At 43.4% G+C, this 14,071-nt stretch carries 11 protein-coding genes; 5 read left to right on the top strand and 6 right to left on the bottom strand.

What is annotated here, in order from left to right:
- Window positions 1–57: 57 nt before the first annotated feature.
- From AHMF7616_RS21825 to AHMF7616_RS21815, 4 genes are read right to left on the bottom strand one after another with little or no spacing between them, the layout of a single operon-like run.
- Window positions 58–834: a geranylgeranylglyceryl/heptaprenylglyceryl phosphate synthase gene (locus AHMF7616_RS21825; RefSeq protein WP_115374812.1), complete on the bottom strand. Its 777-nt coding sequence runs from the start codon at window positions 832–834 to the stop codon at window positions 58–60.
- On the bottom strand, window positions 824–1,261 hold the full coding sequence (locus tag AHMF7616_RS21820; protein ID WP_158546227.1) for a hypothetical protein: 438 nt from the start codon (window positions 1,259–1,261) through the stop codon (window positions 824–826). The genes AHMF7616_RS21825 and AHMF7616_RS21820 overlap by 11 nt, the downstream gene beginning before the upstream one ends.
- A complete protein-coding gene (locus AHMF7616_RS26530; RefSeq protein ID WP_158546226.1) occupies window positions 1,255–1,413 on the bottom strand; it encodes a hypothetical protein in 159 nt (52 codons plus the stop codon). The genes AHMF7616_RS21820 and AHMF7616_RS26530 overlap by 7 nt, the downstream gene beginning before the upstream one ends.
- Window positions 1,410–1,784: a phage holin family protein gene (locus AHMF7616_RS21815; RefSeq protein WP_115374810.1), complete on the bottom strand. Its 375-nt coding sequence runs from the start codon at window positions 1,782–1,784 to the stop codon at window positions 1,410–1,412. Before AHMF7616_RS21815 ends, AHMF7616_RS26530 begins: the two co-directional genes overlap by 4 nt.
- A gap of 159 nt (window positions 1,785–1,943) precedes the next feature.
- Here AHMF7616_RS21815 and AHMF7616_RS27820 point away from each other — a divergent pair, with 159 nt between their 5' ends.
- Together AHMF7616_RS27820 and AHMF7616_RS21805 are read left to right on the top strand one after the other, a co-directional pair.
- On the top strand, window positions 1,944–3,032 hold the full coding sequence (locus tag AHMF7616_RS27820) for a tetratricopeptide repeat protein (protein WP_115374809.1): 1,089 nt from the start codon (window positions 1,944–1,946) through the stop codon (window positions 3,030–3,032).
- A gap of 229 nt (window positions 3,033–3,261) precedes the next feature.
- On the top strand, window positions 3,262–4,896 hold the full coding sequence (locus AHMF7616_RS21805) for a catalase (protein WP_115374808.1): 1,635 nt from the start codon (window positions 3,262–3,264) through the stop codon (window positions 4,894–4,896).
- 84 nt (window positions 4,897–4,980) lie between these two features.
- On the opposite strand, the gene AHMF7616_RS21800 is transcribed toward AHMF7616_RS21805, so the two are convergent.
- The gene (locus AHMF7616_RS21800; protein WP_115374807.1) at window positions 4,981–6,429 is read right to left on the bottom strand and encodes a tail fiber domain-containing protein; all 1,449 of its coding nucleotides are present in this window, start codon (window positions 6,427–6,429) and stop codon (window positions 4,981–4,983) included.
- A gap of 77 nt (window positions 6,430–6,506) precedes the next feature.
- On the opposite strand from AHMF7616_RS21800, the gene AHMF7616_RS26525 reads away from it, so the two are divergent.
- Window positions 6,507–6,680 (top strand): hypothetical protein, encoded by a 174-nt coding sequence (locus AHMF7616_RS26525; RefSeq protein ID WP_158546225.1) that lies wholly within the window; start codon window positions 6,507–6,509, stop codon window positions 6,678–6,680.
- Window positions 6,681–6,932: 252 nt separating this feature from the next.
- Here the strand turns inward: AHMF7616_RS26525 and AHMF7616_RS21795 are convergent, their stop codons facing one another.
- Window positions 6,933–8,267 carry a vanadium-dependent haloperoxidase gene (locus AHMF7616_RS21795; RefSeq protein WP_115374806.1) on the bottom strand — a complete coding sequence of 445 codons (1,335 nt, stop codon included), beginning with the start codon at window positions 8,265–8,267 and terminating at the stop codon, window positions 6,933–6,935.
- A gap of 922 nt (window positions 8,268–9,189) precedes the next feature.
- Between AHMF7616_RS21795 and AHMF7616_RS21785 the strand changes: the two genes are divergently transcribed.
- Entirely contained in the window at window positions 9,190–12,330 is a 3,141-nt protein-coding gene (locus AHMF7616_RS21785) for a SusC/RagA family TonB-linked outer membrane protein (protein WP_115374804.1), read from the top strand.
- Window positions 12,331–12,358: 28 nt separating this feature from the next.
- The gene (locus AHMF7616_RS21780) at window positions 12,359–14,056 is read left to right on the top strand and encodes a RagB/SusD family nutrient uptake outer membrane protein (RefSeq protein ID WP_115375728.1); all 1,698 of its coding nucleotides are present in this window, start codon (window positions 12,359–12,361) and stop codon (window positions 14,054–14,056) included.
- The last annotated feature ends 15 nt before the right edge of the window (window positions 14,057–14,071 follow it).

The raw sequence follows: 14,071 nt of genomic DNA, 5'->3' as shown, positions 1-14,071 counted from the left end.
TAAAAAACAGAAGCGCCGCTCAGGATCCTGAGCGGCGCTTCTGTTTTTTAAATTTTTCTAATTGCCAGACAGATTATATACCGAAGCGTTTGCCTGCTTTTTAATAGCGCCCAAAGTTCTGATAAAATCCGGGTTAGTTTCTATTTCATTCCCCACTACAATTAAATCGGCACCCGCATTTAAAGCTGCCCATACTTTTTGCGAAGAGTTAATGCCACCACCTATCATTAAAGGTACGTCAATAGCTTGCCGAACCGCCTGTATCATATCTACGGGAACCGGATTCTGAGCCCCGCTGCCCGCGTCTAAAAATATTAGGTGTAATCCTAATAGTTCGCCAGCTAAAGCAGTACTAGCCGCAATGCTCGGCTTATTACGGGGCAAGGGCATACTGCCACTCATATAAGAAGCAGTAGTGGGCTGTCCCGAGTCGATTAAAATATAACCAGTGGGTAAAATTTGCAGTTGACTGGATTTTAAAATAGGAGCCGCTATAACGTGCTGACCGATTAAAAATTCGGGATTGCGGCCCGAAATAAGCGAAAGCAGCAAAATCGCGTCGGCTTGTGCATCAATGTGCAAACTACTGCTCGGAAAAAGAATTACCGGGATGTTACTTTTTTGTTTTAGTAAAGTAATAAGCGGCGCCTGGTTAGCAGTAGTAACCAGGCTGCCGCCTACAAAAAAGTAATCGATTGAATTTGTCTTACTTAGTAATATAAGATTTTCGCATGCTGCAACCGTAAGATTATCAGGGTCGAGCAGTACGGCAAATAGTTTTTGTCTTTGTTGTTTTTTATAGACTATATCTTCGTAAATCCGGCTAAACGGCATCCTCTTCGTGGTATGAAAAATCAATATCCCTGGTTACGGGCTCTTTCGTGACCACAATATCGGGATTTTTAGGTACTTGCAGGTACTCTTCTAATTTTTTGGTTACGTACACCAATAAAAAAGCTGTAATTTGGGTAGACAAAGCCTTTGCCATTTCGGACTCCATAAAGGTTTTCGATAACTCCCCCATAAACGAAGGTTGCGGCGGATGTGGCGCTTGGTAATACGAACCTGCCGGCGGTACCTGACCCGCATTATAGTCGGGGTGGCCGTCTTCGTGCACATTAGCGTTCCGGTGCGCGCCAGAATTGGACGTACGGGTAGTAGTTGCCGTAAGTTGTTTTTGAAGACCGGTTTTTAAGGCTTTACTTTTTTTTTTACTGCCGCCTCCCCGGAACATTTTACTAATCAGCCATACGCCTACCAAAGCGCCGCCGCCAATGAGTACTTTTTGCCGATTTCCTGGGATTGGTTTTTTAATTCGGCTACATCGCCCAGCAAAGCGTTTTTATATTCTTGTTTCTGTCTTTCCAAAAATTCCTTTTTATCTTCGAAAAGTGGGTTATTTAGTTCGTTCATAACGGTTGATTTCTTTTATCGTCTTTATATACAGTATTATCGAAAGTTTTATCGGCCAGGTTATTAAATAGTTTCTTGTCCACACCCATTATTACTACTACCAGTAAAATAACGTAGAATAGCGTAACAATTCCGAAACCCCAGAAATGACTGTCAAGTAAATCATTCAAGAGTAAGCCTATAAATATATTAAAAAATATTAAAGCCATAAAAGCAGCAAAGCCTAGTACCACGGCGCGCATTAAGCCTACAAACCCATCTTTCAGTTTAGTTTGTACTTCTAACTTTATCAGATCGATGCGGGTATCTATATAGCCCATTAAATTGCTGATCAGGCTTTCCGTTTTAGAGCCTTTGTCGTCGTTAATCATAGTATTGGTTTAGTTAAATCCGTTTAGTGTACGTTATAAATGTAAAAAATATGAAGGAACCTCTATTATTTAAAAATTGTATTACGAATTTTAAAGCATAATTGTCTAAAAAAAGCGTTATTTTTAAAAATAGCGCGTGTACATAATCCGCAGGCATCTTTGAATCAGAATTATTATACCGTATTAGAAGTAAATCCTTCCGCTACGGCCATCGAAATTAAAGCTGCTTACAAGCGGTTGGCCCGGCAGTATCATCCGGATAAACACCAAGGCAATTCCTTGTTTGAAGAAAAATTTAAGGAAGTAAACCAAGCGTACCAGGTTTTATCCGACGAAAAGAAACGGGCTTTGTACGATTGGCAGTTACAGTACTTGCTCACGCAACTGCGTGCCATGCAACAAACCCAGTACCAAACCCAGGTGCGTACCCGCGAACCGGCTACCTACGCCGAGCGGCACTACCGTAACATTCCCCGCAGGCAGTTTCAACGCAAAGATTTAAAAATAGTTATTGGCATTTTTGTAGGGATTATTATAGCTAGTTTACTGGTAAAATTATTAATGGACCATATTACCGGCATGAGCAATTACCGGGCGGCGGTGCAATATATTAAAGCCGAACAATGGAGCCGGGCCCACAGCTTACTTACCAAAACCATTTACTTTAAACCCAACTTTGCCGATGCTTATTCCCGACGAGCCCAGATAGAAATGAATATTTACGAAAATTACCCGGCCGCTATTTCGGATTTGAATGAAGCTATCCAGAAAACTAAGCAACCAGCTGCCGAGTTATTTTACGATAAAGGCCGTTGTTACGAAAAGCTGCGCCGCGATACTTTAGCCGAAACGCAAATGACCCGGGCCATTCAGGTAAATCAAGTCTATGCGCCGGCTTATTTTGAACGGGGCATGATCCGGGCTACTTTTTTAAATACGTACCCGCAAGCCATTCAGGATTTTAGCTCTTTTTTAAAATTACCGCGTACCGATGTTAATAAACGAAGCGAAGCCTTATTGTACCGGGGTTATTGCTATTATTTACTAGGCAAGCCCGATAAAGCCTTACCGGATTACCAACTAGCCTTAACGAACAAAGCACAAAATGGCCGCTTACTGTATTTAATAGGCAAAGCTTATTACGATTTAGACCGGAAAGCAGAAGCTTGTGAATTCTTTACGGAAGCTTATAAAAAGGCTATGCTTCGGCTGCTTACGACTTATATCAGTATTGTAAAATTAAGGTAGAGTAAAAAGATTGTAAACTTTCGGGCAGGCTCGCTGTTAGAAAAAATCTAAAGTCTATAGTTTCATAATGAAAATTATAAACAAGAAACTGCTTTTCAAAAATTTAAAAAACACTCGGTGCTACTCGCCACAACAACAATTTACCGGATTAATAATAGAATTTAAGTTGCTGAATTGTAACTTGGGGCCAATTTAATGGTAAACAATAATTTTATCTAATACTAAACTTATGCAACCAGAAGAAAACGGAAAACAAAACTCAACGGGGCAAAATGGTACCTCTACTAACGGAACAGGTACAAACGGGCAGCAAACGCTCACCACCCGGCAGGGCCACCCCGTTACCGACAATCAGAATATCCGCACGATTGGTAACCGCGGGCCGGCTACCATGGAGAACTATCATTTTATTGAAAAAATTTCGCACTTCGATCGGGAACGGATTCCGGAACGCGTAGTACACGCCCGGGGCGCTGGTGCCCACGGTGTTTTTGAAGCTTACGGAACCGTTGGCGGCGAACCCATTGCCAAATACACCCGCGCTAAATTATTTCAGCAAAAAGGTAAAGAAACACCGGTATTTGTTCGGTTCTCTACCGTAGGGCACGGTGGCCACTCCCCGGAAACATTGCGCGACCCACGCGGTTTTGCCGTAAAATTTTACACTGAAGATGGTAACTGGGATTTAGTAGGAAATAATTTAAAAATTTTCTTTATCCGGGACGCCATGAAATTTCCGGATTTAATTCACTCCCAAAAACCCGATCCGATTACGCATATCCAGAGCGGCGAACGCATTTTTGATTTTATTTGTAATACGCCAGAAGCAACGCACATGGCTACTTTCCTGTTTTCGCCGTGGGGTATTCCGGCTAATTACCGGCAAATGCAAGGCTCGGGCGTAAACACGTATAAGTGGGTAAATGCCGATGGCGAGGCTGTTCTGGTAAAATATCACTGGGAGCCGTTAAAACAAGGTATCCGTAACTTAACCCAAGCCGAAGCCGAAGCTATTCAGGCGAAAAATTTTAACCACGCTACCCAGGATTTATACGAAGCTATTAAAAAAGGCGATTATCCGGAGTGGGAATTGTGCGTACAGATTTTGAGCGACGATGAGCATCCGGAACTGGACTTTGATCCGCTGGATGATACCAAGTTGTGGCCAAAAGAACAGTTCCCGTTCTTACCGGTAGGTAAAATGACTTTAAACCGTAACCCCGAAGATTACTTTAACGAAGTAGAGCAATCAGCTTTTGGTACGGGAGTTCTGGTAGATGGCTTAGATTTTTCGGATGACAAAATGCTGCAGGGCCGGACCTTCTCTTACTCCGATACCCAACGTTACCGTGTAGGGCCAAACTATTTGCAGTTGCCGATTAATGCGCCTAAAAACCAGGTTATAACCAACCAACGGGGTGGGCAAATGTCGTTTAAAACTGATTTTGCGCCGAGCCAGAACAAGCACATAAACTACGAGCCTTCTACTTTAAATATTATAAAAGAAGCACCTAAGGCCGGTAAAGATTACACGCCGCGTTACGAAGCAAACCTGGTTCGCCAAAAAATTGACCGCACCAACGACTTTAAACAAGCCGGCGAAACCTACCGGAATTTTGAAGATTGGGAACGCGATGATTTAATTAACAACCTGGTAAATACCCTGGCCACTTGCGATAAGCGGATTCAGGATAAAATGATTGCTAATTTTACTTTGGCCGATGAAGATTACGGTCGTCGGGTAGCCGAAGGATTACGCAAAACTGCTAAATCGCAGGACGATAAAGGACCAAACGGAGCTACTTCTCCGGCGGCTGGCGTAAAAGAAGCCCAAGAAGTTTCGCACGAAGCCAAACCTTACTAATATCCATTTTAATTAAAAAAGCCATCTTCTTTCACGGAAGATGGCTTTTTTATTTCAGGTTCGGAGGTTTTAATCAAAAGGGTTTTATTTAGATATAATCATTTGCTTGGAAGCGGCCGCTTTACCGTTTACAATTAAAGTATAAATATAATTACCGGTTTTTAAATCCGAACTGTTCATTTGAGCTTGTCCGTTCGTAGGCGCAATTAGGCTTTTCACCAACATGCCGGTGGCGGCATCATAAATTTTAATTTGGGCATTTGCGCCAGCCGGTATCGTATACCGAAACGTAGTAGTTTGATCGACGGGGTTTGGGTGGTTCTGCTCCAGTGAAATACCTTTTAAATCTAAATCCGTAAAATCTAAGTTCTGGTTAGCATGGTTACTGGTTAAAGCTAATTCCAACTTGGCCAATCGTTCGTTTTGTTGCGCCAACTGATTTTCCAGATTACTTACTTTTTGTTGTTGCTCTTGAATGGCTTTAATAGCCAGCACCCCAAAAGCATTATAATCCATGGTATACACTTCGGTGCCGTCATCTCCTTTTTGCTTATAAACTACTTCCGGAAAGATTTTTTCTACTTCCTGCGCTACTAACCCATAGTATTTAATATCCTCGGGCGCATTTTTTAAAAAATGATATTTCTTAACGCCTAATTTTAGAACTTTAGGTAGTACTGCTTCGGCCAGCTCAATGTTTTTTTTCAATCTGATATCCGATACCGAAGTATACGCGCCGGAAACATCATTAAAAGAACCGCGGAAAACATTATTGGCATATAACTCTAACGCTCCGGTGCCATTTTGCACATAGAAAGTCCAGTTTTCGTTATTACTACCAGAATTAGCCATTCTAAACCCGTGTGTTGTACCATTACCCACGCCATGGACCAAATGTGCTTCCACGGCCGGTGCTGTGGTATGAATACCTACTTTACCACCAGCTGAACTAGGACCAGCATGTATAATCAGATCGCCGCCATTATGGTTTAGAAAAAGGTTGGAAGCTAAGCCATTATTCCGGGCCATAATTTCATTATTATCTATGCTGATATTTTCGCCGGTTAGGGCGCCAGAAACAATAAAGCCCCCGCTACTCAGGCTAGCATCTGCACCACCGGCTACATGCAGTTTTACACCCGGATTGCTAATACCTATTCCCACATTATTATTCACGAACAGGTTATTAGCCGACGGAGCGGTGAGGCTGCCAATCGAAATGCCGCCGTTACTATGTACCATTAATTTAGTGGTTCCATTTGATTGCACCCGGAAGGGATCTTCGCCTAAAGTCCCGTTTATGTGTAATTTAGCGGTAGGGGAAATTGTACCGAAACCCCACAATCCAGTATTAGTAACTCGCCCACGCTCCACATTATTGGTTATAAATTGCACGGCAAAGGGAGTAGTAGAGCCAAATAAACGGTCGCCGCCAGTAGCATTGCCGCCAACCAGCCAATTAAACTGCGCATTTACTCTAAAACTGTTTAATAGCAGCATGCCAATAAACAAAAGGTAAAATTGTTTTTTCATAATCAACTTTATAAAAAGATGGAAAAGATGTACCCGTAATTGTTTAGTAAAAACTAAACTAAACAGCCGTATGACCCGTGAATCTGAAACAGATTGAGGAAGGAGCAGAAAATTTAAAAAAAGTACTATTCTCTTTTAAAAACTACGAACCTGAAAGAATACTACTGAGCTTATTGGTAGGTAAAAAAGCGTTAATAAAAAATGCCGGACTTTATAAAAATTGGCTAAACGAAAGAAGCGTTGAATTTTAGACCATAATAACCAGAAAACAATTATTTTTTCTGGTTATTATTTCTGTAAACAAAAACATTTCAAGGCTAAATTAAGGGTAGTATCTACCGGAATCAATACTGATTTTTCAGTATTTTTTAATCAGTACCGTCCAGAATGTAAGAAAAGTATTCTGATGCCCATTAAAAAAGCACCTGGTAGTCATTTTTTAAATTTAAGTACAAAGCAGATTACCTGGATGTATTCCGTGCTGTAATTAACAGACGGACTATTTACTTCCCGGCAGTTTGTATTACCGGATCAGCGCCATCTTGTTTGGCCCGGTTTATAACTAAAGTGGCAACTTTGCTGCCTAAATCCAGCCCTACGGTATTATCCGTCCGGAAATGAATGCCTCCTTCAAAGCGCGATTCCGCGCATTCCACAGCTTTATTTTTAAAAAATACGGCATCGTGCGGGAATAAATAAGCCAGCACCAGAGCCACCGAGTTGCTAGTGGTAGCGTGCCCCGAAGGGTACCCCGGAAAAGAGGGCTGCCCTAATAACTGCTGGTAAGTAGTATCGTACTCGTATGGCCGAATTCCCCAATAAGTATATTTCGCATCCCAGCAAGCCACCGCCGCGTCGTAAGCCGCAATACTTTTTAAAGCATACACCCGAGCCGCCCGCGGCGCATCCCGGATTAAATTATATTCAAATATTTTCTTGTTGGTTATATCGGACCAAACATCCTGAGTAGCATAAAAGAAAGCCCGGGCCTTTGCTGGCTGTGTTAATTTAAAATTTTTAAGTTCTTCCATGTCCTTGGCAAAATCAGGTGGCGGACCCGGCCGGAATTGATTACCCGAACTTAAAACCCAGGTTTTCCAGGTACCCAGGGTAGCACCCACCGGATTCTTACCGCGCCATTGATTGGGTTTATTGGGCAAAGTGCCTTTCCAGGCTACATCGGCTCCGTCTTGCTTCGCCCAGGCTACTACTTTTTGCCCAATCTGGCGACCTAAGTCATAACCGGCCTGAACATCGCTGGGATACTGCACGCCCGCTGATAATCGCGATTTGCCCGCTTCCTGCGCTAACTGATATATAGAGTCAGCTTTAGCCGGAAAAAGATAAGCCAGTACTGCTGCAGCCGCTCCCGCTGTAACCGAGTGCTCGCAGGGGTAAGAAGGGCTTTCCGGATTAGGCAAGTAAGGATGCAGATTCGCAGATTCTTTAGAAGGCCTCATGCGGTTATTAGTGTATTTATGGTGCCAGGCGGCCACTGTAGCATCGAAAATAGCAACATTTAATAAGGCCATGGCTCTAAAAGGAGGCATACCGGGACCGGCTAATTCTTTTACCATTTCATCCCAGCGGTAGCTTGGCGCTCCGGCATTCCAGTAATTAATTTTATTAATGACGGCCTCGTCTCTTTGGGCTTGTAAGGCCAACAAGGTTTTTATTTCGTCTTTCGTAACTTTTCCGTTTGGCGGAGAAGGCAAAGCTATTTCGCTACCCGAAGATATTACCCAGGTTTTCCATTTGCCGGCATTCGGCTCTATTTGGGAAAAAGCTGCTGGTACAAAAACGAAAGAGAACAGAAGGGAAAAGAATAAATCTTTCATGAGGTTTAAAGCTTTAACGCATTACTGCAAGCATAAATAACAATCAAACAAACACAAGAGCCACTCCAAGCGCTACACATCTTCGAACCGAGCCGGGGAAATCTCTAAAAATGCTGCAGAAAGCAGGCATGATTACTTACTAGTGCTAATGTTATAACCTAGTCCTAGCGAAGTAGTACCAAGGGTCAGATACTTTTAGCAGTAAATCTCCTCTTTAGCTATTAAAACAGCAAAGCTACTTTGAAAGTAGTATTAAAAATAATCATAACCAATTAACAATGAGAGTAATTAGCAATAGGTTAGCGCATCTTAACGGAGTTAAGCATAACGGGTTGAAATAAGCTATCGTTTTAATGTAAGATAAAGCAATGTTATAACTAACTCCTATAGTTTTCTGGGGAACCAAACTTATGTTGTAAGAGATAAAAACTTTTTCCGGGCTAAGCATAACCGCCTGGAACTTTAAATTAACAGACTGCATTCGACTTGGATGCATTTTCGGCCAATCCATTTTGCAACTGATTTTTATTGCGGCTTAAAATCTGGTAGAGCTTCCTGTTTCTAATCCTCTAACTATCTCTTTTGCTTTCTACCTTGAATAAAATAAATCAAGTTCTAGGTAGGAAATTTTTAAATTTCTTTGTTGGTGATAGCCGCACGGGTACATTTTAGTAGAAACTTTCTAATCTTTTTGCCCTAAGTAGAGACTCATTTTCCTTCTTAACCTTATTTTTTTAAAATGCCCCCGCTAATTGTTACATCTGCCATGGTACTTGCCGTGGTTTTATACGCAACTTTGATAGGTGTTCAGAAAAGTTTTTAAGAGAAACTCAAAGAAATTAACCTTTTCTCGGGGCTCTATAATTAGCTGAACACATGAGTATTTTGCAATTAATGTACTACCTAACTAAACGTTCCATCTATGTTAAAATCTCCTACTTATCTTTTTAAATGGCACACGGTTGCCCTTTTATTTTGCTTCCTGCTAATAAGTACCCTGACCTTTGCGCAGCAGAGTATATCTGGTACGGTTATCGGCGAAACAAAGGAACCATTAATTGGTGTGAGTATTGTGGTTAAAGGTACCACTTCCGGTTCCGTTACCGATGCCAACGGAAATTTTACGTTACAGGCCTCCCCTACGGATGTGCTGGTGTTTTCTTACATTGGTTACGCTTCGCAAGAAGTACCCGTGGGCGCCAGAAGCACTTTTGCTATTACACTAGCCCCAGATACCCAGGTTCTGCAGGAAATGCTGGTAGTCGGGTATACCACGCAATCTAAAAAACTGGCTACGGGGTCTATGTCGCAGGTTAAAACCGAAGAAGCTTTGGCCGTACCTATTTCTAATGCTGGTGAAGCCTTACAAGGTAGAGCCGCTGGAGTAACAGTAGTAGCGGGCGGACAACCGGGCAGTACGCCAGTCATTCGGGTAAGAGGATTTGGCTCTACCAATAATAACGGCCCCTTGTATATTATCGACGGCATGCAAACCACCGATGGTTCGGTGCTGGCGCAAATTAACCCGAATGATATTGCCAGTATGAACGTGCTGAAAGATGCTTCGGCGGCTATTTACGGGGCCCGGGCTTCTAATGGGGTTATTATTATTAGTACTAAAACCGGTAAATTAAATGCAAAACCAGTGGTTTCGTTAAATACCTACTATGGTTTTCAGGAAGCTAGCAACATACCCGAGTTGCTGAATTCGCAGCAATTAGGCGAAGTTTTCTGGCAAAGTTACCGGAACGATGGCGTTACGCCGAGCCATCCGCAATATGGTTCTGGCCCTAACCCGGTAGTACCGGAATACATCCGGGGTAATCCGACGTTGCCTTACAACGCGCTTACGAACCGGCTAACCCGCGCGCGAACCGGAAATGATTGGCTCGATGAAATATTTCAAAAAGGCGTGTTGCAAAACTATGATTTATCGGTACAAGGCGGCGGCCAAAGCTCCCGGTATTTATTATCGTTGGGCTACCAGAACCGAGAAGGCGTGCAGCTAAATACCGGCTTCGAGCGTTTCGCTACCCGCTTGAACTCGGAAATTGATGCTACCGACCATATCCGGTTTGGCGAGCACCTTAGCTTTGCTTACAGCGATCAGTTAGCGCAGAACCAAGTACAAGGCGCCGTAGGTAATAGTCCTTTAATTCCGAACTACGACGAAGGCGGTAATTTTGCCGGGGCTGGTCCTTCGGGCGCGGCCGGACTTAACAACCTGGTTACGCCGCTGGCCAATCTGGAAAGAGGCAAAGATAATTTTAACCGGAATTTCCGCTTTATTGGTGATGCTTACGTGGAAGTAGACTTTTTTAAAAATTTCGTAGCCAAGTCGTCCATTGGAGTTAATTTTAATAATAATTTCGCGCATGCCGTAGTGCGCAAAAGTCCGGAAGCGTCGGAACCGGTTACCACCACGGCTCTAAATGAAATCCAGAGCAATACTTCTTCCTGGGTTTGGACCAATACACTGCGCTATAATAAGCAGTTAGGCGACCATAATATTAATTTATTAGCCGGAGCCGAAGCAGTAAACGAATCTTTACGCCTTTCCAACGTGCGCATAGAAAATTTTCTATTAGAAGATGCCGATTACCTTATTTTAGGTACGGGTAGCAATGCGCCCAATATTGCAGAAAGCCGCTGGGAACAAAATACATTATATTCTTATTTCTTCAACGCCGATTATGCTTTTAAAGGTAAATACCTGGCTTCGGCTTCTATCAGACGCGACAAGACCTCCCGGTTTGCGAACGGTAACAATACCGGCGTATTTCCTTCGGGTAGCATAGGCTGGATTGTAAGTGAGGAAAATTTTATGAAGGGCTTACCGGCCATATCCTTGTTAAAATTACGCGCATCTTACGGCCGGCTAGGTAATCAATCTATTCCTATTCCTAATCCTTACATTAATATTTACCAGGCCAATCAGCAGTATTCTTTTTATTCTATCCAAAACGGCACTATTAGTACCGGCACCATGCTGTCCACGCTGGGTAACCCGAATCTGCGCTGGGAAACATCCATTCAGAAAAATATTGGTTTAGACCTGGGCTTTTTAAATAACGACGCTACTTTCTCCATCGATGTTTATAATAAGGCCACCAAGGACATGATTATTAGTAGCCCGCTGCCGTCTACGGCCACCGATGCCATTGCGCCTTATATAAATGCCGGTAAGGTAACCAATAAAGGATTCGATATGAGTTTGGGTTACGGAAATTTTTCTAAAACAGCCTCGGCGCTAAAATGGGATTTAAGCTTAAATTTATCAGCTTACAGAAACAAGTTAGTAAGCCTGAACGACGCCAACCCCAAAGCATTTCTTTCCGGCGCTAACTTTTATAATGGTATTATTACCCGCAACTCCAGCGGGCAACCAATCTCTTACTATTATGGCCGCGATGTAATTGGTATTTTCCAAAGTGCCGAAGAAGTAGCCGCCGCTCCTACTCAAGGTTTTGCCTCGCCCGCGGCGGGTGTTGGCCGGTTCCGGTACCGGGATGTAGATGGTAATGGGATTATTAACGATGCTGACCGGACTAATCTGGGCAATCCGCATCCTGATTTTACCTACGGGTTAAATGCTAATTTCGCTTATAAAAGATTTAATCTAACCATGTTCTTCCAAGGCTCTCAGGGCAACGAAATTTATAATTTCCTGAAAGTATACACCGATTTTGGTACCTTTTTTAACGGCAACCGCAGCGTACGGGTATTAGATGCCTGGACCGAGACTAACCGCGATGCGACCCTGCCGAAAGTAGGTACTGGGGTAAAAAACAGTGAGTCGGCCCCTAATTCTTATTACGTAGAAGATGGCTCTTATCTACGCTTAAAAAACCTGCAGGTAGGCTATAATTTTGAAGTACCCCCATTAGGTGTAAAAAATGCCCGGGTTTACCTACAAGGAACCAACTTGTTTACCATTACCAAATATACCGGCATCGACCCGGAAACCGGCGCCACCGGCGGCAGCGATCTTACCTTTGGTGTAGATGCAGGCGTTTTCCCTATTGCGCGGGCTTACACCCTGGGTGTTAATTTTAGTTTTTAAATCTTATTTTTTTAAAAAGATAATGTACATGAAAAAAATAGTAATCGGATTTTCCTTGATTTTTCTGGCAACTTCCTGCGATAAGGAATTTACCGAAGTTTCTCCTAAAGGCGTGATAGATGCACCGTCTTTGGCTACTAAAGAAGGGGTAGATTTATTGCTGATCGGAGCTTATTCTATGCTGGACCAGCAAAGAACCAACATCACCAATGACTATTATTCTACCGGCGATAAATTCTGGTACGATATCATGTCGGATGATGCCCATAAAGGCGGCGATAACGGCGACTTGGCCCCCCTTTTTCAATTAGCCAATCATAACTACGAAACCAATAACCCTTTTATATTCGACGAATGGAAGGGCTTGTACGCCGGCGTAAATCGGGCTAATGGGGTAATTGCCCAGGCCGCTTTAGTGGAAGGCGTAGATCTGACACCCCAAATTGCCGAAGCTCGGTTTTTACGGGCGCATTTTAATTTTAATCTAACCCGCTCGTGGCGCAATGTGCCTTATATCGCTCCCGAAGATTTAAACGACCCGAACAAACCCAACGAAGGCCCACTTTGGCCCCAGATAGAAGAAGATTTTCAATTTGCCATCGCGAACCTGCCACCTACTCAAAGTCAATCCGGGCGAGCTAACCAATGGTCGGCTAAAGCTTATCTGGGTAAAGTTTATTTGTACGAACGCAAATACGCGGAGGCGGCCACTCTACTGCAGGATGTTATTAATAATGGTCCCTACGCGCTACTGAAAGAATTTACCGATAATTTTGGGGAAGCCGGCGAAGCGAAATCAGAGTCCGTGTTTGCAATTCAGTTTCAAAATGATGGCGGCCAATCGTTTAACGGTAACCGGAGTTTCTTAAAACCCTTGGCCGGTGGCCCCTTGGGTACTTGCTGCGGTTTTTACCAGCCTACCCAGGATTTAGTGAATGCCTACCAAACTGATGGAGCCGGTTTGCCTTTGCTGGATACCTATAATCAAACAGATGTAAAAAATGACCAAGGCTTACCTTCTTTTCAGGCCGATGGCGTAACGCCTACTCCTTTTACCGTTCATGCCGGACCGTTAGATCCGCGGTTAGACTTTACCGTGGGCCGGCGAGATATTGATTGGAACGGCTTTGGCCGGTTTGTTGGCGCCGCCTGGAACCGGGTACAAGCCAATGGGGGCCCCTATGCAACCAAAAAATTTCAGTACACGGCTAAAGACATTGCCGCCCAGCGCGGTAAATTTGGCCAGTTTGAAAGACCCGGCATTCATTATCAGATTATCCGGTATGCCGATGTATTGTTAATGGCCGCCGAAGCCCTGGTAGAATCTAATGGCAGTTTACCAACGGCCCTGAACTACGTGAACCAAGTGAGAAGCCGAGCCAAGAATTCGACTTACGTGGCTACTTTACCGGGTATTAATCCTACTAACTATCAGATTGAGCTTTACCCTAATTTCCCGGATGTAGATTTTGCCCGAAAAGCCGTGCGTATGGAACGTAGACTAGAGTTAGCTACAGAAGGTCATCGCTGGTTCGACTTATCCCGGTACGGTGCCGACTACTACGTAACTACCATTAATACTTTTTTTAAAAATGAAGCCCGTACCATTAAAGGCTTAGAAAATTTGGTTAGCCCGGCCATGCCCAAGCACGTAGTATTGCCCATTCCTTTAAGCGCCATCGATTTAAGCAATAACGTACTAAAGCAAAATCCGGAATGGCAATAACCATTCGGCAAGTTA

The sequence above is a fragment of the Adhaeribacter pallidiroseus genome (assembly GCF_003340495.1).
GTDB classification, from domain to species: Bacteria; Bacteroidota; Bacteroidia; order Cytophagales; family Hymenobacteraceae; genus Adhaeribacter; species Adhaeribacter pallidiroseus.
The sequence above is the reverse complement of the archived record's forward strand: the minus strand, read 5'-3'. Positions and strand labels throughout refer to the sequence as shown.

Bases quoted from the DNA above. Each gene is read 5' to 3' on its own strand.
- AHMF7616_RS21825 (WP_115374812.1), bottom strand. From the start codon at position 834: ATGCCGTTTAGCCGGATTTACGAAGATATAGTCTATAAAAAACAACAA.
- AHMF7616_RS26530 (WP_158546226.1), bottom strand. From the start codon at position 1,413: ATGAACGAACTAAATAACCCACTTTTCGAAGATAAAAAGGAATTTTTG.
- AHMF7616_RS21815 (WP_115374810.1), bottom strand. From the start codon at position 1,784: ATGATTAACGACGACAAAGGCTCTAAAACGGAAAGCCTGATCAGCAAT.
- AHMF7616_RS21805 (WP_115374808.1), top strand. From the start codon at position 3,262: ATGCAACCAGAAGAAAACGGAAAACAAAACTCAACGGGGCAAAATGGT.
- AHMF7616_RS21800 (WP_115374807.1), bottom strand. From the start codon at position 6,429: ATGAAAAAACAATTTTACCTTTTGTTTATTGGCATGCTGCTATTAAAC.
- AHMF7616_RS21795 (WP_115374806.1), bottom strand. From the start codon at position 8,267: ATGAAAGATTTATTCTTTTCCCTTCTGTTCTCTTTCGTTTTTGTACCA.
- AHMF7616_RS21785 (WP_115374804.1), top strand. From the start codon at position 9,190: ATGTTAAAATCTCCTACTTATCTTTTTAAATGGCACACGGTTGCCCTT.
- AHMF7616_RS21780 (WP_115375728.1), top strand. From the start codon at position 12,359: ATGAAAAAAATAGTAATCGGATTTTCCTTGATTTTTCTGGCAACTTCC.